The 24,366-nt window shown below is 73.1% G+C and carries 22 protein-coding genes; 8 read left to right on the top strand and 14 right to left on the bottom strand.

What is annotated here, in order from left to right:
* Window positions 1-112: 112 nt before the first annotated feature.
* The gene (locus AB0946_RS04760) at window positions 113-754 is read right to left on the bottom strand and encodes a response regulator transcription factor (protein WP_366759196.1); all 642 of its coding nucleotides are present in this window, start codon (window positions 752-754) and stop codon (window positions 113-115) included.
* Entirely contained in the window at window positions 751-1,923 is a 1,173-nt protein-coding gene (locus AB0946_RS04755) for a histidine kinase (RefSeq protein ID WP_366759195.1), read from the bottom strand. Before AB0946_RS04755 ends, AB0946_RS04760 begins: the two co-directional genes overlap by 4 nt.
* Before the next feature lie 151 nt (window positions 1,924-2,074).
* Between AB0946_RS04755 and AB0946_RS04750 the strand changes: the two genes are divergently transcribed.
* Window positions 2,075-2,671, top strand: a complete 597-nt coding sequence (locus AB0946_RS04750) for a hypothetical protein (RefSeq protein ID WP_366759194.1) — start codon at window positions 2,075-2,077, stop codon at window positions 2,669-2,671.
* Window positions 2,668-3,171 carry a DinB family protein gene (locus tag AB0946_RS04745; protein WP_366759193.1) on the top strand — a complete coding sequence of 168 codons (504 nt, stop codon included), beginning with the start codon at window positions 2,668-2,670 and terminating at the stop codon, window positions 3,169-3,171. The genes AB0946_RS04750 and AB0946_RS04745 overlap by 4 nt, the downstream gene beginning before the upstream one ends.
* A gap of 54 nt (window positions 3,172-3,225) precedes the next feature.
* Here the strand turns inward: AB0946_RS04745 and AB0946_RS04740 are convergent, their stop codons facing one another.
* Genes AB0946_RS04740 through AB0946_RS04730 form a run of 3 tightly spaced genes read right to left on the bottom strand, consistent with a single transcriptional unit; the run spans window position 3,226 to window position 5,354 of the window.
* Window positions 3,226-3,798 carry a cob(I)yrinic acid a,c-diamide adenosyltransferase gene (locus AB0946_RS04740; RefSeq protein ID WP_366759192.1) on the bottom strand — a complete coding sequence of 191 codons (573 nt, stop codon included), beginning with the start codon at window positions 3,796-3,798 and terminating at the stop codon, window positions 3,226-3,228.
* A 13-nt stretch (window positions 3,799-3,811) separates the two neighbouring features.
* Window positions 3,812-4,561: an ABC transporter permease gene (locus tag AB0946_RS04735; protein WP_366759191.1), complete on the bottom strand. Its 750-nt coding sequence runs from the start codon at window positions 4,559-4,561 to the stop codon at window positions 3,812-3,814.
* A gap of 7 nt (window positions 4,562-4,568) precedes the next feature.
* Complete coding sequence (locus AB0946_RS04730; protein WP_366759190.1) at window positions 4,569-5,354, bottom strand: ATP-binding cassette domain-containing protein; 786 nt, start codon at window positions 5,352-5,354, stop codon at window positions 4,569-4,571.
* 80 nt (window positions 5,355-5,434) lie between these two features.
* On the opposite strand from AB0946_RS04730, the gene AB0946_RS04725 reads away from it, so the two are divergent.
* The 4 genes from AB0946_RS04725 to AB0946_RS04710 all read left to right on the top strand — a co-directional run bounded on the left by AB0946_RS04725 (window position 5,435) and on the right by AB0946_RS04710 (window position 10,568).
* Window positions 5,435-6,076 carry a TetR/AcrR family transcriptional regulator gene (locus AB0946_RS04725; RefSeq protein WP_366759189.1) on the top strand — a complete coding sequence of 214 codons (642 nt, stop codon included), beginning with the start codon at window positions 5,435-5,437 and terminating at the stop codon, window positions 6,074-6,076.
* A 327-nt stretch (window positions 6,077-6,403) separates the two neighbouring features.
* Complete coding sequence (locus tag AB0946_RS04720) at window positions 6,404-7,252, top strand: 3-hydroxyacyl-CoA dehydrogenase family protein (protein ID WP_366759188.1); 849 nt, start codon at window positions 6,404-6,406, stop codon at window positions 7,250-7,252.
* A 158-nt stretch (window positions 7,253-7,410) separates the two neighbouring features.
* The gene (locus AB0946_RS04715) at window positions 7,411-7,734 is read left to right on the top strand and encodes an STAS domain-containing protein (RefSeq protein ID WP_030610139.1); all 324 of its coding nucleotides are present in this window, start codon (window positions 7,411-7,413) and stop codon (window positions 7,732-7,734) included.
* A gap of 209 nt (window positions 7,735-7,943) precedes the next feature.
* Entirely contained in the window at window positions 7,944-10,568 is a 2,625-nt protein-coding gene (locus AB0946_RS04710; RefSeq protein ID WP_366759187.1) for an ATP-binding protein, read from the top strand.
* A 96-nt stretch (window positions 10,569-10,664) separates the two neighbouring features.
* On the opposite strand, the gene nucS is transcribed toward AB0946_RS04710, so the two are convergent.
* Window positions 10,665-11,336: an endonuclease NucS gene (gene nucS / locus AB0946_RS04705; protein WP_366759186.1), complete on the bottom strand. Its 672-nt coding sequence runs from the start codon at window positions 11,334-11,336 to the stop codon at window positions 10,665-10,667.
* Between the two features lie 275 nt (window positions 11,337-11,611).
* Between nucS and AB0946_RS04700 the strand changes: the two genes are divergently transcribed.
* The gene (locus AB0946_RS04700) at window positions 11,612-12,004 is read left to right on the top strand and encodes an SCO5389 family protein (RefSeq protein WP_030656147.1); all 393 of its coding nucleotides are present in this window, start codon (window positions 11,612-11,614) and stop codon (window positions 12,002-12,004) included.
* Window positions 12,005-12,122: 118 nt separating this feature from the next.
* On the opposite strand, the gene AB0946_RS04695 is transcribed toward AB0946_RS04700, so the two are convergent.
* On the bottom strand, window positions 12,123-13,151 hold the full coding sequence (locus tag AB0946_RS04695; RefSeq protein WP_366759185.1) for an LLM class flavin-dependent oxidoreductase: 1,029 nt from the start codon (window positions 13,149-13,151) through the stop codon (window positions 12,123-12,125).
* A gap of 233 nt (window positions 13,152-13,384) precedes the next feature.
* Here AB0946_RS04695 and AB0946_RS04690 point away from each other — a divergent pair, with 233 nt between their 5' ends.
* Complete coding sequence (locus AB0946_RS04690) at window positions 13,385-13,717, top strand: ATP/GTP-binding protein (RefSeq protein WP_366759184.1); 333 nt, start codon at window positions 13,385-13,387, stop codon at window positions 13,715-13,717.
* A 25-nt stretch (window positions 13,718-13,742) separates the two neighbouring features.
* Here the strand turns inward: AB0946_RS04690 and AB0946_RS04685 are convergent, their stop codons facing one another.
* The 7 genes from AB0946_RS04685 to mce all read right to left on the bottom strand — a co-directional run bounded on the left by AB0946_RS04685 (window position 13,743) and on the right by mce (window position 24,277).
* Window positions 13,743-14,627, bottom strand: coding sequence for an ABC transporter permease subunit (locus AB0946_RS04685; RefSeq protein WP_366759183.1), 885 nt, complete (start codon window positions 14,625-14,627; stop codon window positions 13,743-13,745).
* Window positions 14,624-15,943 carry an ATP-binding cassette domain-containing protein gene (locus AB0946_RS04680; RefSeq protein WP_366759182.1) on the bottom strand — a complete coding sequence of 440 codons (1,320 nt, stop codon included), beginning with the start codon at window positions 15,941-15,943 and terminating at the stop codon, window positions 14,624-14,626. Before AB0946_RS04680 ends, AB0946_RS04685 begins: the two co-directional genes overlap by 4 nt.
* A 131-nt stretch (window positions 15,944-16,074) precedes the next feature.
* Complete coding sequence (locus tag AB0946_RS04675) at window positions 16,075-16,848, bottom strand: ABC transporter permease (protein WP_366759181.1); 774 nt, start codon at window positions 16,846-16,848, stop codon at window positions 16,075-16,077.
* Between the two features lie 4 nt (window positions 16,849-16,852).
* Complete coding sequence (locus AB0946_RS04670; RefSeq protein ID WP_366759180.1) at window positions 16,853-17,806, bottom strand: ATP-binding cassette domain-containing protein; 954 nt, start codon at window positions 17,804-17,806, stop codon at window positions 16,853-16,855.
* Window positions 17,807-18,406: 600 nt separating this feature from the next.
* Entirely contained in the window at window positions 18,407-19,342 is a 936-nt protein-coding gene (locus AB0946_RS04665; protein ID WP_171152757.1) for a cellulose-binding protein, read from the bottom strand.
* A 187-nt stretch (window positions 19,343-19,529) separates the two neighbouring features.
* Window positions 19,530-23,630, bottom strand: coding sequence for a polarized growth protein Scy (scy, locus tag AB0946_RS04660; RefSeq protein WP_366759179.1), 4,101 nt, complete (start codon window positions 23,628-23,630; stop codon window positions 19,530-19,532).
* 206 nt (window positions 23,631-23,836) lie between these two features.
* Window positions 23,837-24,277, bottom strand: a complete 441-nt coding sequence (gene mce / locus AB0946_RS04655) for a methylmalonyl-CoA epimerase (protein ID WP_189891729.1) — start codon at window positions 24,275-24,277, stop codon at window positions 23,837-23,839.
* Window positions 24,278-24,366: the final 89 nt, after the last annotated feature.

The raw sequence follows: 24,366 nt of genomic DNA, 5'->3' as shown, positions 1-24,366 counted from the left end.
CGTCATCGGGGGTGTCAGGGGCATGACTGAGCCTTCATGCCCACGGTGCTGCGAGGGTAGAAAGGTCTGGACCACCCGTCAATAGGTCTGGACCATTCCTGGGCGCGCCTCGCTACACCCCCAACTCACGCGCCAGAACCGCCGCTTGCACCCGGCTGCGCAGCTCCAGCTTGGCCAGCAACCGGCTGACGTGCGTCTTCACCGTGCCCTCCGCCATGTCCAGCCGGGCCGCGATCTCCGCGTTCGACAGCCCCTCGCCGATACAGCGCAGCACCTCACGCTCCCGCCGGGTGAGACCCTCCAGCACGGCACGGCCGGCCCCCGTCCCCCGCGCCGGGGCCGCGGCGAACGCCGCGATCAGCCGCCGGGTCACGGCCGGCGCCACGATCCCCTCCCCGCGCGCCACCGTCCGCACCGCCTCCAGCAGTTCCCGCGCCTCGGCGTTCTTCAGCAGGAACCCGGCCGCGCCCGCCCGCAGCGCCCCGAAGACGTACTCGTCGAGGTCGAAGGTGGTCAGCACGAGCACGTCCGCGAGCCGCTCGGCGACGATCCGCCGGGTCGCGGACACCCCGTCGAGCCGGGGCATCTGCACATCCATCAGGACCAGATCGGGACCGAGGCTCCGGGCCAGTTCGACCGCCCGCTCGCCGTCCTCCGCCTCGCCGGCCACCTCGATGTCCGGCGCGCTGCCCAGGATCAGGACGAGCCCGGCACGGACGGCGGACTGGTCCTCTGCGACCAGGACACGGATCACGCGGGGTCTCCCTCGGTGAGCGGAAGCGTGGCGCGTACGGCCCACACGGCGCCCCGCGGCCCGGCCTCGAAGGTGCCGCCGAGCAGCGCGGCCCGCTCCCGCATCCCGGTCAGACCGGAACCGGAGCCGGGTGCGCGCGGGCCGTCGCCGGGCCGGTGGGTACTGGTCACCGAGATGTCCAGCCTCCCGTCCCGCTGCCGGAGCGAGACGTGGACGCGTCCCTTCGCCGCGTGCTTCAGGGCGTTGGTCAGCGATTCCTGCACGATCCGGTAGGCGGCCAGTTCCACCGGCGCCGGCACCTTGCCGTGGCCGGCGTGGAGCGTGACGTCCAGGCCGCCCGACCGGGCCCTGCCGACCAGCGCGCCGAGTCCGTCCAGGGTGGGGGAGGCGGCGGGATTCCGGTCCCCGGTGCCGTCCCGCAGGATGCCGATCAGCCGGCGCATCTCGGCCAGCCCCTCCACGCTGTTCTCCCGGATGACGGCCAGCGCCTCCTGGGAGGTCTTCGGGTCGTCGAGGGAGAGCGCGGCCGTCGAGTGGATGGCGATCGCCGACAGGTGATTGGCGACCATGTCGTGCAACTCCCGTGCCATCCGGGCGCGTTCCGCGGTGACCGCCTGCGTCCGGTCCACCTCGGCCAGCAGCGCGGTCTGTTCGGCGCGCAGCCGGGCGGCCTCGGCCGCGTCGCGGTGGTTGCGCACGAGGGCGCCGGTGGCGGCGGGGGCCAGTGCCACCACCCCGACACCCACACCGATCAGCAGCCCCTGCGGGTCACGCCAGAGGGCCGCCGGCACGATCCCGCCGACGGCCGTCAGCATCCCGGTGATCCAGGGGATGCGACGGGCGGAGGCCGGGGTGCCGTACAGGACGGCCGCGTAGACCAGGTCGGTGTAGAGCACGACCGTGACGATGCTGCCGAGGGTCACCGTGTCCAGGGTCAGGGCGGCCGTGCCGGCCAGCAGCCCGGCGCGCGGGCGGACACGGCGCAGCGGCTCGCAGGCGGCGGTCACCGCCAGCGGCACCAGCGGTGCCCAGGGCGCGTGCCACAGCACCAGGCTGTCGGACGCCAGGCGGGGATGGATCCCGAGCCCCCACAGCAGCACCCCGCCGAGCAGCCCGCCCACGGCGATGCGCAGGTCGTCGCGGTGCGGGCGGGGGAGTGCGAGGGACATGCCCCCCATCCAACACGGCTCGGGGACGGGCCGCCTGGTTCCGGGGAGGGTCCAGGAGTGCGACTTTCGCTTACCGCGCCCTCCTCTGCGCCGACGACGAAACCGGCGACCCGGGCCGGGAGCCTGGAAGGGTGGACGAGGGGAGCGAACCGTGATCGTCGGACTGGTCATCGCCTGCGAGGTGGCGTTCTGGGTGTTGCTGGCGGCCGGACTGGCCTTCCGGTACGTGCTCCGGATGCCGCGGACCGGCCTGGTACTGCTGCTGTGCGAGCCGCTCCTGGAGGTCGTGCTCTTCGCCGTCACCGCGATCGACCTGCGCAACGGCGCCGTACCGGACTGGCGGCACGGGCTCGCCGCGGTCTACATCGGCTTCACGGTCGGCCTCGGCCACTCCACCATCAAGTGGGCGGACGCGCGGGTGGCCCACCGCTTCGCCGGCGGCCCGCCGCCGGTCGGGCCGCCCCGGTACGGCACGGCCCGCGCCGTCCACGAGTGGAAGGTCGCGGCCCGCTGGATCCTGGCCTCGGCCGTCGCCCTCGCCCTGCTCCAGGGCGCGGTCTGGTACGTCGGCGGTTCCGGGGACACCGGTTCGCTGCGGGCCTGGCAGCAGCGCATGCTGTGGGTGATCGGCGTCAACGTGGTCGTCGCCGTGAGCTACACGCTGTTCCCCAGGCGGGAGCGTGAGCGCGGGGCCGGCGGAAACTCCGTCGACAGCGGGCCGGGCGCCGGGACATCATCGCCGCGATGACACGCACCGACACGCCTCCCGCCTGGGACGAGCGCACCCAGCTGACCACCTTCCTCACCTACGTCCGCGACACCGCGCGCGCCAAGTGCGAGGGACTCTCCGACGAGGACGCCGTGAAGGCGATCCTCCCCGGCTCACCGCTGATGACCTTGAGCGGACTGATCAGCCACCTGCGCTGGGTCGAGTACTACTGGTTCCGGGTCGTCTTCCTGGGGGAGCCGGACGAGGGTCCCTGGACCGACGAGGACCCCGACCGCGAGATGCGGATCGCCGTCGACGTCCCGCTGTCCCGGCTGCTCGCCGAGTACGCAGAGGAGGCCGCCCGGCACGACGAACTCGTCGCCGCGCACGACCTGGACACCAGGGCGCGCACGAAGCGGGACGACGGCAGCGTGGTGGACCTGCGCTGGATCCTGCTCCACCTCGTCGAGGAGACCGCCCGCCACAACGGCCACCTCGACATCCTGCGCGAACAGATCGACGGCCGGACAGGCGACTAGGGCCTCTCGTCCGGATCATGCCGGGCTCGATCCGGCTGATCCGAACGGAAGACCCTAGCGCTCTCCGCCCGGCACCCACAGCACGTCGCCGGTCTCCCGGTTGGCGCTGCGGGCCAGGATGAACAGCAGGTCGGAGAGGCGGTTCAGATAGGTCGCGGTGAGCGGGTTCATCGTCTCGCCGTGCACCTCCAGGGCCGCCCAGGTGGAGCGCTCGGCCCGGCGCACGACCGTGCACGCCTGGTGCAGCAGGGCGGCACCCGGTGTGCCGCCCGGCAGGATGAAGGAGCGCAGCTTCTCCAGCCGCTCGTTGAAGCGGTCGCAGTCCGCCTCCAGCCGGTCGATGTAGAACTGCTCCACCCTCAGCGGCGGGAACTCGGGGTTCTCCACCACCGGTGTCGACAGGTCCGCGCCGACGTCGAACAGGTCGTTCTGGACGCGGGTGAGGACCGCGGCGATCTCCTCGTCCAGGCCGCCCAGCGCGACGGCGGTGCCGATCACCGCGTTGGCCTCGTTGGCGTCCGCGTAGGCGGAGATCCTGAGGTCCGTCTTGGGCACCCGGCTCATGTCACCGAGGCTGGTGGTGCCCCGGTCGCCGGTCCTCGTGTAGATGCGCGTCAGGTTGACCATGCGGCCAGCGTAGTTAGGCCCCGGCCGTCCGGAACACCCGTGTGCCCGCCGTCACGGCCAGGACGGCGAAGCCGACGGCCACCAGGGTGCCCTGGAGCATGTGCGCGCTCGTGTACTGGCCGACGTAGGCGTCCCGGACGGCGTCCACCAGGTAGCGGAACGGGACGAAGTGCGACAGCAGGTCCAGCCAGGCGGGTGCGAGGGTCATCGGGAGCATCAGGCCGGACAGCAGCATCGACGGCATCGACACCATGTTGACCAGCGGGCCGAACTCCTGTGGGGTGCGGACCTTCATGCCGAGCGCGTAGGACAGCGACGCGAGCGCGAGCGTGAGCAGGGCGACGAACGCGAAGCCGATCATGATGCCGGCCAGCGGGGCGCGCAGACCCATCACCAGCGCGGCCAGCACCAGCAGCACCGCCTGGAAGACGAACACGGTGGCGTCCCGCAGCGCCCGGCCGAGCAGCAGGGCGAGCCGGCTGACCGGCGTCACCCGCATCCGGTCCACCACCCCCTGTCCCTTCTCCAGGATGACCGCGAACCCGGCGAACCCGGCGCCGAACAGGCCGAGCTGGAGCAGCAGCCCGGGGACCAGCACCTGCCAGGAACTGCCCCGCCCGCCCAGCGGCAGACCGGTGAGCAGCGGGCCGAAGAAGAGCAGGTACAGCAGGGGCGTCAGCACGCCGAAGAGAAGGGCGAAGCGGGAGCGCAGGGACTGGCGGAGATAGCGGCCGTAGACGATGGCCGTGTCGTGGAGGAGCATCTCGGTCCTAAACGGCTGCGGGGGCGGTGTCGGCCGGGGAGGGCCCGCGGCCGGTGACGGCGAGGAAGGTGTCCTGGAGGGTCGCGTCGAGAGAGCCGCCGTAGCGGAGCTTGAGCGCGCTCGGGGTGCCCTCCGCGGCGACCGTGCCCCGGTCGATGATCACCAGGCGGTCGGCGAGGGCGTCGGCCTCGTCCAGGTAGTGGGTGGTCAGGAAGACGGTCGTGCCGTGCGCGTCGCGCAGCCGGCGGACCAGGTCCCACAGGTCGGCGCGGCTTCCCGGGTCCAGGCCGGTCGTCGGTTCGTCCAGGAACAGCACCTTCGGACGGTGGGTGAGCGCCATCGCGATGTCCAGGCGGCGCCGCCGGCCGCCGGAGAGCGCGCCGGTCCTGCGGTCCAGGAGGTCGGTGAGGTCCAGGTCCGCGGCCCGTTCCCCGGCGCGGGCGATCGCCTCCGCCTTCGGCAGGCGGTACAGCCGTCCCTGGGTGACCAGCTCCTCCCGCACGGTGATCTGTGGATCGGCCCCGCCGGACTGGGCGACACAGCCGCTGACCCGGCGCACCCCGCCCGGATCGGTGACGAGGTCGTGGCCGGCGACGGTGGCCGCGCCGCCGGTCGGCTTCAGCAAGGTGGTGAGCATCCGCAGGGTGGTCGTCTTGCCCGCGCCGTTGGGGCCGAGGAAGCCGAGGATCTCGCCCTGTCCGACGGTGAGGTCGATGCCGCGGACGGCGTCGACGGGGCCGGCTTTCGTCTGGAAGGTGCGGGCCAGGCCCGCCGTGCTGATGACTGCTGGCATGCCAGCCAGAAAAACAGAGTCTCTGAAATTTTGCAATGACCCCAAAGTTTTAGCCATCCCAGCGAAGTTAGGATGCGGGCATGGCAGAGGGGCTCAGGGAGCGGAAGAAACGGCAGACCCGGCAGTACATCTCGGATGTCGCCACCGGGCTGTTCCTGGAGCGCGGCTTCGAGGCGGTGACCGTCGCGGAGATCGCCGAGGCGGCGAACGTCTCCGTCAACACCGTCTACAACTACTTCCCCGCCAAGGAAGACCTCTTCTTCGACCGCTCCGCCGGCGTGGCCGACCGCCTCGCCCGCTGGGTCCGGGGCCGGGACGCCGGGGAGTCCGCCGCGCGCGCCGTCCTGCGCGAACTGCGCGGCGAGGTCGAGGCCGTCTCGCCCCGGGTCGGCCTGATGGAGGGCTACGACCGCTTCATGCGCGTCATCCACGAGGCCCCGCCGCTGCGCTCCCGGCTGTGGAGCCTCCAGCAGGAGATCCACGACACCCTGGAGGCGGCCCTGCGCGAGGAGACCGGCGCCGCCGCCGACGACCCCCTGCCGGACCTGATGGCCGGACAGATCTGCTGGATCCACCAGTCCGTCTTCGTCGCCATCGGCCGCGAGATGCTGGCCGGGCGCGAACCGGCCGAAGTGTCACGGGAGGTGCTCGTCCTCCTGGACGACATCGAGGACCTGTTGAGCGAGAAGGTCCTCGGCTACGCCGTCCGGGGCGCGTCCTAGCGGAGCGGCACGATGTCCCGGCGCTTCGGCCGATCCAGCCGCACCGGCACGTTGACGCTCACTCAGAGCGGGAGCGACCGGCGCGAGGAGCTGTTGCCGGCATGACCGTCGCCCAACCGGAGTTCCCCCGGTGAGCGACGCCGTCCGTGCCCTCGTCGGCCGCTGACCGCACGGCTTGTGGAGCCGCGTCCTCCGTCCCGTACCCCTGCCGGTGTGATCTCCGTCAAATGGGACGTGACGCGCGTTACTTACCGGTCACACAGCGGCGCCGGAGCGCTATGGTCCGCCGAGGAGGCAGACCTTTCACCGCGTTCATAGGGAGTCGGAGTGGCACGGAAGCTCGCCGTCATCGGGGCCGGTCTCATGGGTTCCGGCATCGCCCAGGTCGCCGCGCAGGCGGGCTGGGACGTCGTTCTGCGTGACGTCACCGACGAGGCCCTGAAGCGCGGCACCGACGGCATCAAGGCCTCGTACGACAAGTTCGTCGGCAAGGGCAGGCTGTCCGCCGAGGACGCCGAGGCCGCCCTCGCGCGCATCACCCCGACCACCGACCTGGACGCCGCCGCCGAGGCCGACGTCGTGGTGGAGGCCGTCTTCGAGAAGCTGGAGGTCAAGCACGAGATCTTCCGCGCGCTCGACAAGCTCGTGCGCGAGGACACCGTGCTCGCCTCCAACACCTCCGCCATCCCGATCACCAAGATCGCGGCGGCCACGGAGCGTCCCGAGCGGGTCGTCGGCGTGCACTTCTTCTCGCCGGTGCCGATGATGCAGCTCGTCGAGCTCGTCCGCGGCTACAAGACCAGTGACGAAACCCTCGCCACCGCGCGGGAGTTCGCCGAGTCCGTCGGCAAGACCTGCATCGTCGTCAACCGGGACGTCGCCGGATTCGTCACCACCCGGCTCATCTCCGCCCTCGTGGTCGAGGCGACCAAGCTGTACGAGTCCGGCGTCGCCACCGCCGAGGACATCGACCTCGCCTGCAAGCTGGGCTTCGGTCACGCCATGGGCCCCCTCGCCACGGCCGACCTGACCGGCGTCGACATCCTGCTGCACGCCACCAGCAACATCTACACCGAGTCGCAGGACGAGAAGTTCGCCCCGCCGGAGCTGATGCGCCGGATGGTGGACGCCGGTGACATCGGCCGCAAGAGCGGGCAGGGCTTCTACACGTACTGAGTCAACCCGATCACGCACGACCACCCCGGGAGTGTTACTCCCCGGGGTGAATTCGGTATCGGTTCGCTTACAAGCAGCAACCGCACCGCCACCCGAACAGTCAGACGTTGCACAGCACCGTCACCGAGTACGCCAACCGCACTCAACGGGGAGCGCATATGCACATCAGGGGCGACCACGCCGAGCTGGTCGTCGGGGGCCGCCTCGACGTCCGCAGCGCGGCGGACGCCCGTACGGCCCTGCACTCGGCCGTCGACACCGGAGTCGGCGACCTGGTGCTCGACCTGTCCGAACTGGACTCCTGGGACGCCACCGGACTCGGGGTGATCATGGGTGCCCACCGGCGGGCCGGCCGTTGCGGGCGCCGGCTGGTGCTACGGGGCGTGCCCGCACAGATGCAGCGTCTGCTGGTGGCGACCCGGCTGCACCGCATCCTCGCCATCGAGGGCGGCATCGGGGTGGAGTCACTGCCCCGGGTGTGAGGCACGCAATCCACACAAGACCGTGACGTCTCGGACCGCATGGCACCCCGCCCTGTCGGAGACACTGAGGAAAGGTTTAGGGTGCGGTCGCCCGCCACCTCGCAACCCTCGACCGAGCGGGCCCGGACCAGAAGCGACAGCGCGGTGTGCGACAAGGCCGGGAGGGGCCGCGAACACGGGCACACGACGCTTTTGGGGGGCTTGAACCCATGGACCCGATCGAGCCGATCGACCCGGTCAACCCGGGCTCCGACGAACACGGCCAGGCGCACGGCCGCCGCCCGCCCCGGGACTCCCTCGGTTCCGACTTCGCCGCCGGCCCGGCCGTGCCCGCCCGCATGGCCCAGCTCGTCACCGGCGACCTGCAACTCACCGTCAATCCGGTCGACGGCAGCGAGATAGAGCCCTGCCCGCCGGCCGAACTCCCCGGCAGGCCGCGCAAGCGCACCGCCGCCGAACGCGCCGGGACGGAACGCGCCGCCCTGCCGCCCGTGCCGCCCGGCCCCGCCCAGCCGGCGCTCTCCCTGCTGGAACGCCAGGACGAACGCGAACGCCTGGTCCGCCTCCTGGCCCGGGGCCGCTCGGTCCGGCTCACCGGCCCGGCCGGCTCCGGCCGCACCGCCCTGCTCGAACTGGTCGCCGAGGACTGCCTGGACCTCGCCCCCGACGGCGTGGTCCGCCTCAACGGCTTCCACCGCACGGCCGGCGACCTCCTGCACGACCTGTTCCACGCCGTCCACGACGCCCCCCGCCACCGCCCCGACCGGGACGAACTCCTCGCCCGCGTCCAGGAGATCGGCGCCGTCGTCGTCCTGGACGACCTGGAGTTCGGCGGTGCCGCGCTGGACGAACTGCTCGACGCCACCCCCGAGTGCGCGTTCCTGTTCGCCGCCACCCCCGACGTGCCCGCGCCCTCCGCCGGGTCCGACGTCGAGGAGGTCTTCCTCGGCGGTCTCGAACGCGCCGCCGGCGTGGAGATCCTGGAGCGGACCGTCGGCCGGGTGCTCACCGAGGAGGAGGCCAACTGGGCCGGCGACCTCTGGTTCGAGTCCGAGGGGCTGCCCCTGCGGTTCGTCCAGGCCGGCGCCCTGCTCCGGCAGCGCGACCGACTGCGGGCCAGCACCGGCGCGGTCGACGAGTACGGCGTCTTCGAGGACGTGCGCCTGCCGGCCGACCCGCCCGTGGACCTGGAGGACGAGGTCCCGCTGCCCTCCCTCGGCGAGGCCGCGGCCCCCGCCCCGCTGCTCGCCGCCCGGCTCAGCGCCTCCGCCCGCGCCACCCTGCGCTTCGCCGTCGCCCTCGGCGGTGAGGTGCCCCACCAGGCGCACCTGCCCGCGCTGGTCGGCGACACCCACGCGGACGCCGCCCTCGGTGAGCTGGCGAGCTGCGGCCTGGTCTCCCCGGTCGGCTCCCGGTACCGCCTGGCGGCCGGCGTGCAGACCCAGCTGGAGGCCGCCGGGTACGCCGACGACGCCCCCGGGCACGCCGACACCGCCGCCCGGCACTACGCCTGGTGGGCCGGCCACCCCTCCGTCACCCCGGAGCGGGTGTGCGCGGAGGCCGACGCGGTCCTCGCCGCGCTCGCCGCCGTCGTCCCGCGGACGGTCCCGCCCGTCGAGGGCGAGGAGAGCAGCGCCGTACGGCTGGCCCGCACGGCCGCGCCCGCCTTCGCCGCCGGGCTCCACTGGAGTGCCTGGGAGCGGGCCCTGCGGTCCGGAGCGGAGGCCTCCCGGCTGTCCGGCGAGGTGACCGAACAGGCCTACTTCCACCACGAGCTGGGCATACTCGCGCTCTGCACCGGCCAGCTCGACCGGGCCCGCGCCGAGCTGGAGGCGTCGAGCGGGCTGCGCGGCGCCCTCGCCGACAAGCGCGGCACGGTCGCCGGCCGCCGCGCCCTGGCCCTGCTCGCCGACCGCGCGGGCGAGGCGCCCGGGCTCCCGCCGGTGGCGGCGGGGGAGGAGCCGGCGGAGGCGCGGCAGGAGGAGCGGACGCCGGTGCCGTACGAGACCGCGGTCACCCAGCGCGTCCCCGTGCCCCGGCCGCGGGGCGGCATCCGGGGGCTGGCCCGGCGCAACCTGGTGGCGGCCGGCTCCGGCGCGCTGCTCGCCGCCGTGCTCGGCACGGTCGTCGCGCTCGGCGTGACCTCCCCCGACGACGCGGGCCGCAACCCGGCCGGCAAGGTCGACGCCAACCCGTCCGCGGGTCAGGACATCGGCGACGGCGGCCTGGGCTCGGGGCCGGCGGACGGCGGCGGCACCGGGTCGGCCAGCAGCCGGCCCACGTCACCGGGTCCCGACGGCACGTACGGCACGGCGGACGACCCGGCACCGCCCGTGGCCCCGTCCCGCCCGTCGGAGAGCGTCGAGCCCTCCGGCCCCCACTCCTCTTCCGGCTCACCGTCCAAGTCGCCGAAGCCGGGTGGGTCGGGCGGCGGGACGACCGGGGGCACGACCGGTGGCTCGGCCGGTGGCTCGACGGGCGGTACGACCGGCGGTACGACCGGCGGCTCCACGGGCGGTTCCACGGGTGGCTCGACGACCGGGGGCTCGACGAGCGGCGGCACGGGCGGTACGACGACCGGTGGGGGGACGACCACGGGCGGGAGCGGAACCGGTGGCTCGACCGGCACGACGGGCGGCACCACCGGAAGCACCGGCGGTGACACGGGCGGCACGACGAGCGGGGGCTCGACGGACGGCACCACCGGCGGCACCACGGGCGGCACCACCGGCGGCACGACGACCGGCGGCTCGACGGACGGCACCACCGGGGGAACGTCGAGCAGCGCGTCGGCATCGCAAACGGCTCCGGGGACGACCGGCACGCTGATGTGAGCCGGCCCACGGCGGGCACCCGCCTCCGCGCCGCTACCGTGGCTCCCCGGGGTGCCCGGGGGAACGGTGCGCGCGGCAGGGCGGGGGAGCCGTCGGTCAGAACAGGCGGAGCTTGTCGTCCTCGATGCCGCGCAGGGCGTCGTAGTCGAGGATGTGGCAGTTGATGCCGCGGTCGGTGGCGAGGACGCGGGCCTGCGGCTTGATCTCCTGGGCGGCGAAGACGCCGCGGACCGGGGCCAGATGCGGGTCGCGGTTCAACAGCTCGAGGTAGCGCGTCAGTTGCTCCACGCCGTCGATCTCGCCCCGCCGCTTGATCTCGACCGCCACGGTCTGCCCGTCCGCGTCCCGGCACAGGATGTCCACGGGCCCGATCGCCGTCATGTACTCGCGGCGGATGAGGGTGTACCCGTCGCCCAGCGTCTCGATGCGGTCGGCGAGCAGTTCCTGGAGGTGCGCCTCCACGCCGTCCTTGATCAGTCCCGGGTCCACACCCAGTTCGTGCGAGGAGTCGTGGAGGATCTCCTCCATCGTGATGATCAGTTTCTCGCCCGCCTTGTTGACGACGGTCCACACGCCCTCGTCCTCGCCGGTGCCCTCCTTCAGCGTGCAGGGCGGCGACATCCAGTTGAGCGGCTTGTAGGCCCGGTCGTCGGCGTGGATGGAGACGCTGCCGTCCGCCTTGACCAGGATCAGTCGCGGGGCCGAGGGCAGGTGGGCGGTGAGCCGGCCGGCGTAGTCGACCGAGCAGCGGGCAATGACGAGACGCATGGTCGGCAACGCTACTCGACGCCCGCCGGTGCTCGCGATCCGTCCGCCCAGCTCCCAGTGGATCGCACCATTTGTCCCTTGAAACTCTTGTTCATCCCTGGCCGATTGTGGGCGTAACGGGATCGGTTCATATACGCATTCTGCTGGTGTGGTCACCTACGGTTGCCTACCGTAGGAACGGGAGGTTGCGGCCCCTGTACCGAGCGTGTTCGAAATCGCGAACTCCCTTATCTGTCCGGCAACCCCTGCTGTTCGGGGGTGCGAGAGGAGAACCCATGTCGCTCGACGTCTCACCGGCCCTACTCGAACAGGCCGAGCGAGGCGAGGTCGACGAAGCAGCATTCGTCGACTGCGTCCGGACCTCCCTGCCCTACGCATGGGAGATGATCAGCTCCCTGGTGGCCCAGCTGAAGGTGGACGGCGGACCCTTCGCCGACAACCAGACGCCCCCGCCGGACGAGCAGGCACGCGGTCAGCTGCTGCGTGCGCTCGCGAGTGACGCGATACGCGGCGCGTTGCAGCGGCACTTCGGTGTGCGACTGGCCTTCCAGAACTGCCACCGCGTGGCGGTGTTCCCCCTGGACGCCTCGGTGGACGAGACGTTGGCCCGCTTCACGTCGGTGCGCAGCCAGTTGCTCAACCAGTCGCCGGAGCTCCGGGACTGCTGACGCGCGGTTCCGGTACGGCCCGGACGGACAGCCGCCGGCTTGCCGCTCCACCCGCGGGGGAGGTGCATCGAGGACCAGGGCGGCAAGCCCCCCAGGTGGCCCCCGCGCGGCGGGCCGGTCAGCGCAGCTGGGGCAGCACCTCGGCGCCCAGGCGCCGTAGGTTCTCCTCCGTGGCCGCGAGGTCGCCCGAGCCCTCCACCAGGAGGGCGAAGCGGGAGATGCCGGTGCGCTCCGAGGTCGCCGCGAGCCGGTCGGCCGCGAGCCGCGGGGTGCCCACCGGGTGCAGTCCGCAGAGCAGTTCGGTGTAGGCGTACGGGTCGCGCATCGCGCGCGCCCGTCCGTCCACCGTCACATGGGCGTCCAGACCCTGCCGCAGCCAGCCGGGCATCGCCTTCAGCAGCGTCTCCACCGCGTCCGTGCGCCGGTCGGCGAGCTGGCAGACCCCGGCGGAGACATGGGCGGCGCCCGCGATCTCCCCGGCCGGCCGGCCCGCCGCGCGGGCGCAGCGCCGCCAGAGGGCGACCATCTCGGCCTTCTCCTCGTCCCCGACGTGCATGCCGAGCAGCATCGGCAGCCCGCGCTCGGCGGCCAGCCGTACGCTCGCCGGCGAGGTGCAGGCGAGGACGACCTCGGGGCCCGGCGTGTCCGTCAGGGCCTCCGTCGGGCGGGGGACGACCGGCACCTCGCGGAAGGTGTAGCGCTCCCCGGAGGCCGCCACGGACGGCTCGCCCAGCCAGCGCAACAGCAGATCGAGTGACTCCGGGAACCCGTGTTCGTACGCCTCCAGTCCCGCGCCGAACACCTCCAGGTCCACCCAGGGGCCGCCGCGCCCGACGCCCAGCGTGAACCGCCCGCCACTGGTCAGGTGCAGCAGGGCGGCCTGCTCGCCGAGGGCGACGGGGTGGGCCGTGGGCAGTACGCTGACGGCCGTGCCGACCCGGATGCGGCGGGTGCGGCCGAGCAGCAGCGCGGCCAGGGTGACCGCGGACGGGCATGTGCCGTAGGGCACGAAGTGGTGTTCGGCGAGCCAGACCGCGTCCAGCCCGGACTGCTCGGCGACCTCCGCCGAGCGGACGGCCCGGTGCAGGGCCTCGCCGGGACCCTGGCCCGGGAACTGGGCGGCCAGCACAAAGCTTCCTACGTGCATCGCATTTCCTGCTTCCTTGGCTCCGACCCGGAGCTCCCCCACCCGGCATAACCGTCTGACACGTGCCCAGGACACGGCCTGGCCGGAGGGATTTACGGATTGTCTGCAGAATAGGTCGCACGGGAGGGGGACTTGTACGGGTTGGTTCCCTACACGTACCCCACGCGTACCCGCCTCGGCGGCGCGTAGGCTGGATGGAGCCGAGCTTCCCGTACAGCCCCGAGAGGTGTCCCGTGTCCCCGCGTCGCAACCGACCGAAGGCAGCCGGATCGTCGGGCCGGAGCGCCGAGGACGACCCCGCCGGCCGGTACGGCGGCTGGCAGTCCACGGAGAGCTGGCAGGGCGAGGAGTGGAGCGTGCGCCACGTCGCCGGGGCCGGCGCGCAGGGCAAGACCTACCGCTGCCCGGGCTGCGACCAGCTGATCCCCTCCGCTGTCCCGCACGTGGTGGCCTGGCCGGAGTACGCGGGCGTCGACGACCGCCGGCACTGGCACAAGGCCTGCTGGAACGCGAAGGACCGCCGCACCACGCGGGTGCAGCGGTCCCGTAACGCGCCGAGGTTCTGAGCCGAACGGCCGCCCGTCCCGGCTCTTACACGTCCCGGCTCCGGAGCAGCGCGTACGCGCCCGCGTACACCGCCGCCGTCAGGCCGAGCATGATCCACAGCGGGTCCCAGCCGGACGGGCCGGACTCGGTCAGGGAGTTGGTGTAGAACACGCTCAGCTGGTTCGGGATCGAGTACTCGAAGAGCCACTGGCGGACCTTGTCCAGCGATTCCGTCGCCATGAACAGCGCGAGCACCAGCGGCGCGAGCACCACGCCGATCATGATCGTGATGGCGCCCGCCGAGTGCCGGATGACCGACCCGATGAGCAGCGAGAGCAGGCCGAGCAGCGCCAGGTAGAGGCTGACGCCGGCGGTGGCCTTGAACCAGTCGCCGCCGCTCGGGGTGCGGGCGCCGGTGTCCCCCAGCAGGGACGCGTGGACCATGGCCACGAAGGTGGAGGTGACCAGGGTGACGACGAAGGCGACGGCGAAGAACACGATCGACTTGGCGGCGAGCACCCGGGCCCGGCTGGGGCACGCCGTCATCGTCGTCCGGATCATGCCGGTGCCGTACTCCGACGCCGTCGTCAGCACACCGAGGGTGATGATGCAGATGCTGCCGAGGAGCAGGCCGAAGAAGCCGAACGAGAGCGGGTTCTCGCCGGACAGGCTGGTGGAGTCGGAGTTGGCCTCGACCAGTACGCCGGTCAGCAGGCCGATGCCGACGACGAGCAGCACGAACACGCCGAGCGTCCACATCGTGGAGCGCACCGACCTGATCTTCGTCCACTCCGAGGCCAGCGCGTGCCCGAGGTGGGTGCGCACGACCGGGATGGGCGAGGTGTAGCCGGGGTACGGCCCGCCGGGCGCCGCCTGCCAGTCAGGCGCGGCGGCCGGGGCCTGCGGCATGGGGGGCTGGTGGGTGCTCATCGGGCGTCCTCGGGCTGGGTCGGGTCGGCGGGGGCGGAGGCGGGGGCCGCGTCGGCGGCCGGGCTCGTGGCGGGGGCCGGGGGAGCCGCCTTGACCAGGGCGGGCGGCTGGCCCTGCGGCGCCTGCCCGGCCGGCTGAACCGGTGCCGGCGGCTGCCCCGGGGCGCTCGGCTGCGCGTACGGGTTGGCCGCTCCCGCCGGGCCACCGGGCGCCGTGCCCGGTGCGCCGTACCCGGCCGCCGGGGCGCCGCCGTACGGGCCCGCGGGAGGCGTACCGAAGGGCTGGCCGCCCTGCTGGGGCGGCGGCGGGGCGTACCAGCCGGGCTGGCCCTGGCCCGGTACCGGCATGGGCGGCTGGACGCCGGGCGGCAGCGGCTGCTGCAGGCCCGCCTTCTGGTCGACGGTGGAGCGGTAGTCCACGGCGCCCTGCGTCATCCGCATGTACGCCTCCTCCAGCGAGGCCTGGTGCGGGGACAGCTCCCACAGCCGGACGCCCGACTCGTGCGCGAGGTCGCTGATCCGGGGCAGCGGCAGTCCGGTGACCCGGAGCGCGCCGTCCTGCTCCGGCAGCACGTGGCCGCCGGCCTCGGTGAGCGCGGAGGACAGCTTCTCGCGCAGCTGCGGCTCGGTGTCCGGCGTGCGCACGCGCGCGAAGTCGGCCGAGTTGGCCGAGATGAAGTCCCTGACGCTCATGTCGGCGAGCAGCTGCCCGCGCCCGATGACGATGAGGTGGTCGGCGGTCAGCGCCATCTCGCTCATCAGGTGGGAGGAGACGAAGACCGTGCGGCCCTCGGCGGCGAGGGCCTTCATCAGGTTGCGGACCCAGAGGATGCCCTCGGGGTCGAGGCCGTTGACGGGCTCGTCGAACAGCAGCACCTGCGGGTCGCCGAGCAGCGCGGCGGCGATGCCGAGGCGCTGGCCCATGCCGAGCGAGAAGCCCTTGGAGCGCTTCCTGGCCACGTCCTGGAGGCCGACCACGCCGAGCACCTCGTCCACGCGCCGGGCCGGGATGCCGGAGAGCTGGGCGAGGCTCAGCAGGTGGTTGCGGGCGCTCCGGCCGCCGTGCACGGCCTTGGCGTCGAGCAGCGCGCCGACCTGCCGGGGGGCGTTGGGCAGCTTGCGGTACGGGTAGCCACCGATGGTGACCGCACCGGACGTGGGGTTGTCCAGCCCGAGGATCATCCGCATCGTCGTGGACTTGCCCGAGCCGTTGGGCCCGAGGAAGCCGGTCACGGCCCCTGGCCGCACCTGGAAGGAAAGGTTGTACACGGCGGTCTTGTCGCCGTAGCGCTTGGTCAGGCCGACAGCCTCGATCATGCTCCGCACCCATCGAAAGGTTCAGGACAGCGGGGCACACGCCCCCGTAAGGGTTAGGAGGATATCGAGGCGCTGACGGTTCCGCCCAAAAGAAAGTAAAGCCAGAGCACTACGGCGCGTGACGGCGTCGCCTACTGGGCGTCCCGGCGCCTGAGGAGGAGGTAGCCGCCCGCCAGCGCGGCGACCACCCACAGCGCCATGATCCCGAGCCCGGCCCAGGGACCGTAGGGCGTGTCGTCGGCCACGCGCGGCACCACCCGCATGATCCGGCTCCCGGCCTGGTCGGGCAGGAAGCGGCCGACCTTCTTGGTCGCGTCGACGTTGCCGAGGATGTTGGAGATCAGGAAGAAGAACGGCATCAGGATGCCGAGGGACAGCATCGGCGAGCGCAGCATCGCGGCGACCCCCATGGAGAACATCGCGATCAGGGCCATGTACAGCCCGCCGCCGAAGACCGCGCGCAGCACACCGGGGTCGCCGACGGCGGCCCGGTGGGAGCCGAGCACGGCCTGGCCGAGGAAGAACGCGGCGAAGCTCGTCACCATGCCGACGGCGAGCGCGAGCGCGGCGGCCACCGCGACCTTCCCGAACAGGAAGGTGCCGCGCCGGGGCACGGCCGCCAGCGAGGCCCGGATCATGCCGGTGCTGTACTCCGTGGAGACCACCAGCACCCCGAACACGATCATCGCGAGCTGGCCCAGGGTCATGCCCGCGAAACTGACCACCGTCGGATCGAAGGAGAGCCGCTCCCGCGCGGGCATGTTCGCGAACTGCCGGTTCGACAGCGCGCAGATGAGCATTCCGAGGGCGACGGTGACCACCACGGCCAGCGACAGCGTCCACACGGTGGACGCCACCGACCGGATCTTGGTCCACTCGGACCGGATGACCTGAACGGCCGCCATGCTCTCAGACCCCCTTCCAGCCGGCGCCCCAGTCCTGCGCGGCGGGACCGGGACCGGCCTGCGCGTGGTACTCCACCGCTTCCGCCGTCAGCTGCATGAACGCCTCCTCCAGCGAGGCCTGCCGCGGGCTCAGCTCGTGCAGCACGAGCCCGTACCGCGCGGCCAGCTCACCGATCTGCTCCGCCTTGCCGCCCTCCACCTCCAGCGCCCCGCCGTCCGCCTCCACGACGGTGATCCCGGCCTGGTGCAGCACGTCGAGCAGCCGCTCGCGCTGGGGGGAGCGGATGCGCACGTACGACCGCGAGTTGGTCCGGATGAAGTCGGCCATGGAGGTGTCCGCGAGCAGCCGCCCCTGCCCGATCACCACCAGGTGATCGGCCGTCAGCGCCATCTCGCTCATCAGATGACTGGAGACGAACACCGTCCGGCCCTCCGCGGCCAGCGACTTCATCAGGTTCCGGATCCAGTGGATGCCCTCCGGGTCCAGGCCGTTGACCGGCTCGTCGAACATCAGGATGCGTGGGTCCCCGAGCAGCGCGGCGGCGATCCCGAGCCGCTGCCCCATGCCGTACGAGAACCCCTTGGCCTTCTTCCGGGCCACGGCGGTCAGCCCCACGGTCTCCAGGACCTCCGCCACCCGGCGCTCGGGGATGCCGTTGCTCTGCGCGAGGCACAGCAGGTGGTTCCAGGCGCTCCGGCCGCCGTGCACGGCCTTGGCGTCCAGCAGCGCGCCGATGTACGTCAGCGGGTCCCTGAGCCGGTCGTAGTGCGTGCCGTCGATCCGGACATCGCCGGCGGTGGGGCGGTCGAGCCCGAGGATCATCCGCATGGTCGTGGACTTCCCGGCGCCGTTGGGCCCGAGAAACCCCGTCACGATGCCCGGCCGGACGGCGAAGGTGAGGTGGTCGACCGCCACCTTCGCGCCGTACCGCTTCGTCAGCCCCTCCAGCTCGATCATGCGGCCACGCTAAGACGGGCGCGGGGCGGCTGCCACCCGAGCGGAGGCGGCATGCTCCAGCCCCGCTGAACGGCCGCCGGTGCGGCGGCCGGGCGCGCGGTGGAGTTCCACGTGCACCGACCGGCGCCCCGGCAAGCTCCTGCCCGCCGGCCTCGCCGTCGCCGGCGTGCTGGTCGCGCTGCGGCCCGGGTGGCGGGCGTACCCGTGGACGCGCGGCCCGGGCGTGGTCCGGGTGCGCGGCGACGCGCTGGACGCCGCGGGCGCCGGTGTGCGAGGCGGTGAGCGAGGGCGTCGCGGGCGGCGCCGGCCCGCGTTCCCCTCCGGCAGCGACAGCCTGCTCGCGGCCGACGGCGACGTGGCCCTCGCGCCGACCGGCAGCGGGGTGCGGGCGTACGGCCTCACCGGCGGCCGGCCGCACCGGACCACCGGTCCGGGCCGCACGAACAGCGACGGGACGTGCGCGCCGAACGTGGTCTGCGCGGCCGGCGGCACCGCCCGGACCGTGGTCACCCGCGAGGACGAGGACGCCTGCGCCGGCGACGCCGAAGGGGCGGCGGGACCGGGTCCCACCGCCCCTCAGGGTCGTACGACTGCCCGGACCTACCGGGACTGCTGCGCCGGAACGCCCCGGGAGATCGGCTCGTCGTCGGTCGACGTGCCGGCCGCGGCCACCGCGGCACCGGTCAGCGTGGCGAGCATCTCGCGGACGTTCGTCAGCTGGGCGTTGATGCTGTCGCGGCGGTTGGTGAGCGCCGCCAGCTCACGCTCGGATTCCGAACGGATCCGGTCGGCCTTGGCGTTGGCGTCGGCCACGATGTCCTCGGCCTGGCGCTGGGCGGTCTCCACCGTCTGGCGGGCGCGGCGCTCGGCGTCGGTGCGCAGCTTCTCCGCCTCCAGGCGGAGCTGCTCGGCCCGGTGCTCGATCTCGGCGAGGCGCTTCTCGGCCTTCTGCTGACGCGAGGCCAGGTCGCGCTCGGACTGCTCGCGACGCTTGGCCAGGTTCGTCTCGAAGTCGGCGGCGGCCTGCGCGGCCTTGGCGCGGGTCTCCTCGAAGAGGGCGTCCGCCTCCTCGCGCTTGGACTGCGCGTCCTTCTGCGCCTCGGTGCGCAGCTGGGCCGCGTCGGACTTGGCCTTCTCGACGATCCGGACGCCCTCGTCCTCGGCCTTGGCCTTGCGCTCGGCCGCGTACGACTCGGCGTCGTTGCGGACCTGCTGGGCCGCCGACTCGGCGAGGTCGCGGTGCTGCTCGGCCGCCCTCCGGGCCTCCTCACGCAGCTCCTTGGCCTCTTCCTCGGCCAGGCGCAGGATCTTCTCGACCCGCGCGCCGAGACCCGCGTACGACGGCTCGGCGTCCGTGATCTGGGCCTGGGCGTTCTGCGTCTCGAGGTGGAGCTCCTCGATGCGCTTCTCCAGGGCGGTGATGCGGGCGAGAGCGCTGTCACGGTCGGAGACGAGCTTGGAGATACGTTCGTCCACCTGAGCGCGGTCGTATCCACGCCGCACAAGCTCGAAGCCGTAGGGGGAAGTGTCGCTCATGGGGTTCCTGTCGAATGAGACCGGTGAGTGAGGTGATAAGGGGAATCCTAGGGGCCGAAGCGGTGTGTCATCGAGCAGATACGGTTTTGATCTGGAGAATGGCACCCCATTCGGGTGGCTGACCGGCGGACGGCTTGCCGAGGAGTCGGGCAAAGCCCCCAGGAGACACCCGAACGTACCTCGTACGCTAGCTCTCTGACGACTTGCCACCCGAACGGGGGGCACCCACCGTGGCGCCCGCCTTGACTCCGCCGTCCTTGCCGGCCGCGGGGGCCTCGAAGGACTCCAGCGCCTCCAGCACGTCCTGGACCCGGGAGATCTCGGCGTTGATGTCCTCCCGTCGGCGCACCAGGACCTCCAGCTCCCGCTTGCCCTCCTCGACGGTGCGCCGGGCCTCGCGGATCGCCTCCGCCTTCAGCTCCTCGGCCTCCTTCACGAGGCTGGCCTTCTTCTGCTCGGCCTCCTTCAGAAGCCCCTCCGCCTTCTTGACCGCGGCGATGCGCACCTTGCCCGCTTCGGAGTTGGCGTCCGACACCAGCTCCTTGGCCTTCGCCTCGGCCTTCGCCAGCTGCTCCTCGGCCGCCTTGATCAGCGCGTCGCAACGGTCACCGGTGGACTTCATCGTCTCGGCGGCCTCGCGCCGGGCCCGCTCGTGCAGCTCCTCGATCTCGCCGGTGATGCGGTCGCGCAGCTCCTCCGCGCGCTGCCGGATCGCGGTGGCGTCCCGGCGGGCGCCGACCAGCAGCTCGTCCGCGTCCGTCCGGGCCTTCTCCACCAGGGAGTTGCCCTCGATGGTGGCCTCGGAGACGATCCGGTCGGCCTCGCTGCGCGCCGCGCCGACCATCGTGTCGGCCTGCGACTCGGCGTCCGCGGTGGTCTTCAGCGCCTGCTGCTGCGCCTCGGTGAGCAGCTTGTCGGCCTCGGCCGTGGTCTCCGTGATGAGCTTGTCGACCTGCTCCGCCGCCTCCGAACGCCGTTTGTTGGCGTCCTTGCGGGCCTCGTCCAGGGTCCGCTCGGCCTCCTGGCGCGCGGAGCCGACGAGCCGTTCGGCCTCCGCCCGCGCCTGCGCCTTCGTCCGTTCGGCCTCGGCCCGCAGCCGCTCCGCGTGCGCCTGCGCCGAACCGACGGTCTCGGCCGCCTCGGCCCGCAGCCGCTCCGCCTCGTCGGTCGCCTCCCCGAGCAGCTGCTCGGCGCTCGCGACCGCCTCGGCACGGACCCGGTCCGCCTCGCTCAGCGCCTCCGCGCGCACCCGCTCGGCCTCGGCGAGCGTCTCGGTCTGGAGGCGTTCGGCCTCGTTGCGGGCCTCGGTGATGAGGGTGTCGGCCTGGGTGGCCGCGTCGGAGCGGATGCGGTTGGCGTCCTCGCGGGCCTCGGCCCGGGCGCGGGTCGCCGCCTCGGTGGCCTCGGTGAGCGTCTCCGCCGCCTCCGTGCGGACGCGCTCGGCCTCCGCCGCGGTCTCCGTCTGGAGCCGCTCGGCCTCGGCGAGCGTCTCGGTCTGGAGGCGTTCGGCCTCGTTGCGGGCCTCGGTGATGAGGGTGTCGGCCTGGGTGGCCGCGTCGGAGCGGATGCGGTTGGCGTCCTCGCGGGCGTCCGCCCGGGTGCGGGCCGCCGCCTGGTCGGCCTCGGCCAGCGCGTCCGACGCCTCGGTGCGCACCCGCTGGGCGTACTCGCCCGCGTCCGCGCGCAGCCGTTCGGCCTCCGCGATGGCCTCCGCCATCGTCCGCTCGGCCAGCGCCTTCGCGGCCTCCGACTCCTCGTTCGCCTCACGCCGGATCCGGGAGGCGTCCTCGCTCGCCCGCTCCCGCTCGGCGTAGGCGTCGGCGCGGACGCGGTCCGCCTCCTCCTCGGCCTCCCGGCGGGTACGGTCCGCCGCGTGCTCGGCGGCCGAACGCAGCCCGGCGATCTCCTCCTGCGCCTGCTCGTGCAGCCCGGCGACGGAGTCCCGCACCTGCTGCGCGTGCTGCTCGGCGGCGCCGACCATCTCCGTGGCGCGCCGGTCCGCCTCCTCCACCAGCCGGGTGGCCTCGGCCTGCGCCTCCTCCACGCGCTTGCGCGCGGAGGCCAGCAGTTCCTCGCTCTGCTCGCGGGCCCGCTGCCGCTCCTGGTCGGCCTCCTCGCGGGCGGCGCCGAGGAGCTCCTCGGCCTCGCGGCGGCGACGGGCGGCCTCCTCCTGCGCGGCGGCCAGCGTCTCGGACGCCTCGGTGCCGAGGCGCTCGGCGGCGGCCTGCGCCTCCGCGCGCACCCGGTCGGCGGTGTCCTGCGCCTCCGCCTTCAGCCGCTCGGCCTCGGCGGCGGCCTCGGACCGCAGCCGTACGGCGAGGGCCTCGCCCTCGGCGCGGGAGGCGGACGCGTCGGACGCGGCCTCGTCCCGCAGCCGCTCGGCCTCGGCCTCGGCCTGCTGCTGGAGCGTGCGGATCCGCTCGGCGGCCTCCGCACGCAGCCGCTCGGTCTCCTCGGCGGCCTCCCGGCGGATCCGGGCCGCCTCGGCGCGGGCGTCGTCCAGCGCCTGCTCGGCCGACGCCAGCCGCTCCTGCGCCTCGGTCTGGAGCCGGCTCAGCTCCTCGGCGGCCTCGGCACGACGGGACTCGACGGCCTTCTCGGTCTCCTCGCGCAGCTCCCGCGCGGCCTTCTCGGCGTCCGAGCGGACCGTCTCGGCCTGCTCGGCGGCCTCGGCGCGCAGCCGCTCGGCCTCCTTGCGGGTGCGCTCCAGGGTCTCCTCGGCCTGCCGGCGCAGGCCGGTGGCCCGCTCGATGGCCTCGGTGCGGACCTTCTCGCTGTCGGCGGTCGCGGTCTGCCGCAGCTCGTCGGCGTCCGCCTTGGCCTTGGCCAGCAGCTCCTCGGCGGACCTGGCCGCCTCCTCGATCTGCGCCACCGCCTCCCGGCGGGCCTCGGCGCGGATCGACTCGCCCTCGGCGACCGCGTCGGCGCGCAGCTGCTCGGCCTCGCCGCGCAGCCGGCGGGCCTCCTCCTGCAGCTCGACCGTCTTGGCGCGGTACTCCTTGGTGTCGTCCTTCGCCGCGCCCTTGAGCTGCTCGGCGATGTCGTGCGCCTCGGCACGCAGCCGGTCCGCCTCGGCCTCGGCCTCGGAGCGGATCCGCTCGGCCTCCTCGGCGGCGGCCCTGGTGGTCTTCTGGGCGTCCTCGGACGCCTTGTTCAGGACGTCCTCGGCGGTCTTGGCCGCCTTGGACAGCTGGGTGGCCGTCTCCTCGGCGGTGATCGAGCGGGCCTTCTCGGCGGCCTCGGCGACGATCTTCTCGGCCTCGGCGCGGGCGTCCGCGACCAGTTGCTCGGCCTCGGACCTGGTGTGCTCGGCCTCCTTGGTGGCCTCCTCGACCAGCCGGGCGACCTGCTCCTTGGCGGTGCGCGTCCGCGTCTCGTTGGCGGCCTCCGCGGTGGCGAGGGCCTTGGCGGCGGCCTCCTTCGCCTCCGTGACCACCTTCTCGGCCTCGGCCTGCGCCTTGCGCAGCGCCTCCTCGGCCGCCGTCATCCGCTCCTCGGCGGTCCGGCTCAGCTCGGCGGCCTGCCGGCGGGCCGCGTCCGACTCGGTGACCGTGGCCGTGCGCAGCTGCTCGGCGTGCTCCGTGGCCTCCTGCGCCTGCGTGGAGGCCGCGTTCAGCAGCCGCTCGGCGTCCGCGCGGGCCCGGCGCAGGATCTGCTCGGCCTCCGCGCGCGCCGACTCGGCCTCGCTCTGCAGCCGCTCCCGGGCCTCCCGGGTCAGCCGTTCGGCCTCCGCGCGGGCGGCGGCCATCGCCTGCTCGGCCTCCGCGCGGGACTCCTCCAGCAGCCGCCGGGCCTGCTGCTCGGTGCGGGCGCGCAGTTGCTCGGCCCAGGCCACGTTCTCGTTGACGTGCGACTCGACGGTGGCCCTGCGCTCGGCCAGCTCCTGGTCGAGCTGCTGGCGCCGGGTCACCGCCTCCTGGTGCAGCTCGGCCTGGAGCCGCGCGGCCTGCTCGGCGTGCTCCTGGAGGATGCGCTGGGTCTGTGCACGGGCCTGGCTCAGCTCCCGCTCGGCGTCCTGGCGCAGCTGCTCGGCCTGCATCTGGGCGTTGCGAAGCAACTGTTCGGCCTGGTACCCGATGTCACCCGCGTCGTAGGCGGGCCGGGTCATGAGGGTGCGCCGCGCCTCGTGCAGCTTGGCGCGCAGCACCTCGACCTGGTAGCCGAGGTCCTCGGCGTGCTGGATCGCCTTCTCGCGCTCGGTCCTCAGCCGCTTCATCTCGGCCTCGAACCGAGAGAGGTGGTCGACGTCAGCCGCCGGCTCTCGCTCCTGGCTCTCGTAGCCCCGCACTGCGCGGTCCCATCCGTCCCCTGGTCAGCTTCTGCAACGAGCTCCGTCCATCCGCCGAACGGGGCCCCCGGGGAATGGTGTCAGACAGACGGCGGAGCACGGGCTGCTGCCCCGACGCTCGTCCCCCGAAACCCGGACCCCGGCATGCGGTCGTCCCCGTTTCGGGGACGACCGCCCCCAACCCTACCGGCCCTTATGTACGGGGGTCAGTGCTCAGGTGACTCAACAGGGGCCGAAGTGACCAGTTCTGTCAGAACGCCATGGCAATCCTTGGGGTGCAGGAAGGTGATCCGCGACCCCATGGAGCCGCGTCGTGGCTCGTCGTAGAGCACCCGGACGCCCTTTCCGCGGATGTCCGCGGCGTCCGCGTCGACGTCCGCGGTGCCGAAGGCGATGTGGTGGACGCCCTCCCCGTTCTTCGCGAGCCACTTGGCGACGGTGGAGTCCTCGCGGACCGGTTCCAGCAGCTGGAGGTAGGAGGCGCCGCCGTCCGAGGTGCCGTTGATCCTGAGCATGGCCTCCCGCACGCCCTGCTCCTCGTTGACCTCGGTGTGGAACACCTCGAAGCCGTACGTGGCCCGGTAGAACTCGACGGTCGCGTCGAGGTCGTGGCAGGCGATCCCGATGTGGTCGATTCGCGTCAGCATGGATTCAGTGCAGCGCTCCCGGGATGGTTACGCAACGTGCGCGCGATCACACCGACGGGCCGATGACGCCATGTCCAACCGCTCAGTAC

The sequence above is a fragment of the Streptomyces sp. NPDC046870 genome, assembly GCF_040704595.1.
In the GTDB taxonomy this organism is placed as follows: Bacteria; Actinomycetota; Actinomycetes; order Streptomycetales; family Streptomycetaceae; genus Streptomyces; species Streptomyces argyrophylli.
The sequence above is the reverse complement of the archived record's forward strand: the minus strand, read 5'-3'. Positions and strand labels throughout refer to the sequence as shown.

Bases quoted from the DNA above. Each gene is read 5' to 3' on its own strand.
- AB0946_RS04740 (WP_366759192.1), bottom strand. From the start codon at position 3,798: ATGGTCAACCTGACGCGCATCTACACGAGGACCGGCGACCGGGGCACC.
- AB0946_RS04670 (WP_366759180.1), bottom strand. From the start codon at position 17,806: ATGATCGAGCTGGAGGGGCTGACGAAGCGGTACGGCGCGAAGGTGGCG.
- AB0946_RS04665 (WP_171152757.1), bottom strand. From the start codon at position 19,342: ATGAGCGACACTTCCCCCTACGGCTTCGAGCTTGTGCGGCGTGGATAC.
- AB0946_RS04730 (WP_366759190.1), bottom strand. From the start codon at position 5,354: ATGCCAGCAGTCATCAGCACGGCGGGCCTGGCCCGCACCTTCCAGACG.
- AB0946_RS04680 (WP_366759182.1), bottom strand. From the start codon at position 15,943: ATGATCGAGGCTGTCGGCCTGACCAAGCGCTACGGCGACAAGACCGCC.
- AB0946_RS04745 (WP_366759193.1), top strand. From the start codon at position 2,668: ATGACACGCACCGACACGCCTCCCGCCTGGGACGAGCGCACCCAGCTG.
- AB0946_RS04715 (WP_030610139.1), top strand. From the start codon at position 7,411: ATGCACATCAGGGGCGACCACGCCGAGCTGGTCGTCGGGGGCCGCCTC.
- AB0946_RS04725 (WP_366759189.1), top strand. From the start codon at position 5,435: ATGGCAGAGGGGCTCAGGGAGCGGAAGAAACGGCAGACCCGGCAGTAC.
- AB0946_RS04700 (WP_030656147.1), top strand. From the start codon at position 11,612: ATGTCGCTCGACGTCTCACCGGCCCTACTCGAACAGGCCGAGCGAGGC.
- AB0946_RS04675 (WP_366759181.1), bottom strand. From the start codon at position 16,848: ATGGCGGCCGTTCAGGTCATCCGGTCCGAGTGGACCAAGATCCGGTCG.
- AB0946_RS04735 (WP_366759191.1), bottom strand. From the start codon at position 4,561: ATGCTCCTCCACGACACGGCCATCGTCTACGGCCGCTATCTCCGCCAG.
- nucS (WP_366759186.1), bottom strand. From the start codon at position 11,336: ATGCGTCTCGTCATTGCCCGCTGCTCGGTCGACTACGCCGGCCGGCTC.
- AB0946_RS04755 (WP_366759195.1), bottom strand. From the start codon at position 1,923: ATGTCCCTCGCACTCCCCCGCCCGCACCGCGACGACCTGCGCATCGCC.
- mce (WP_189891729.1), bottom strand. From the start codon at position 24,277: ATGCTGACGCGAATCGACCACATCGGGATCGCCTGCCACGACCTCGAC.
- AB0946_RS04710 (WP_366759187.1), top strand. From the start codon at position 7,944: ATGGACCCGATCGAGCCGATCGACCCGGTCAACCCGGGCTCCGACGAA.
- AB0946_RS04695 (WP_366759185.1), bottom strand. From the start codon at position 13,151: ATGCACGTAGGAAGCTTTGTGCTGGCCGCCCAGTTCCCGGGCCAGGGT.
- AB0946_RS04685 (WP_366759183.1), bottom strand. From the start codon at position 14,627: ATGAGCACCCACCAGCCCCCCATGCCGCAGGCCCCGGCCGCCGCGCCT.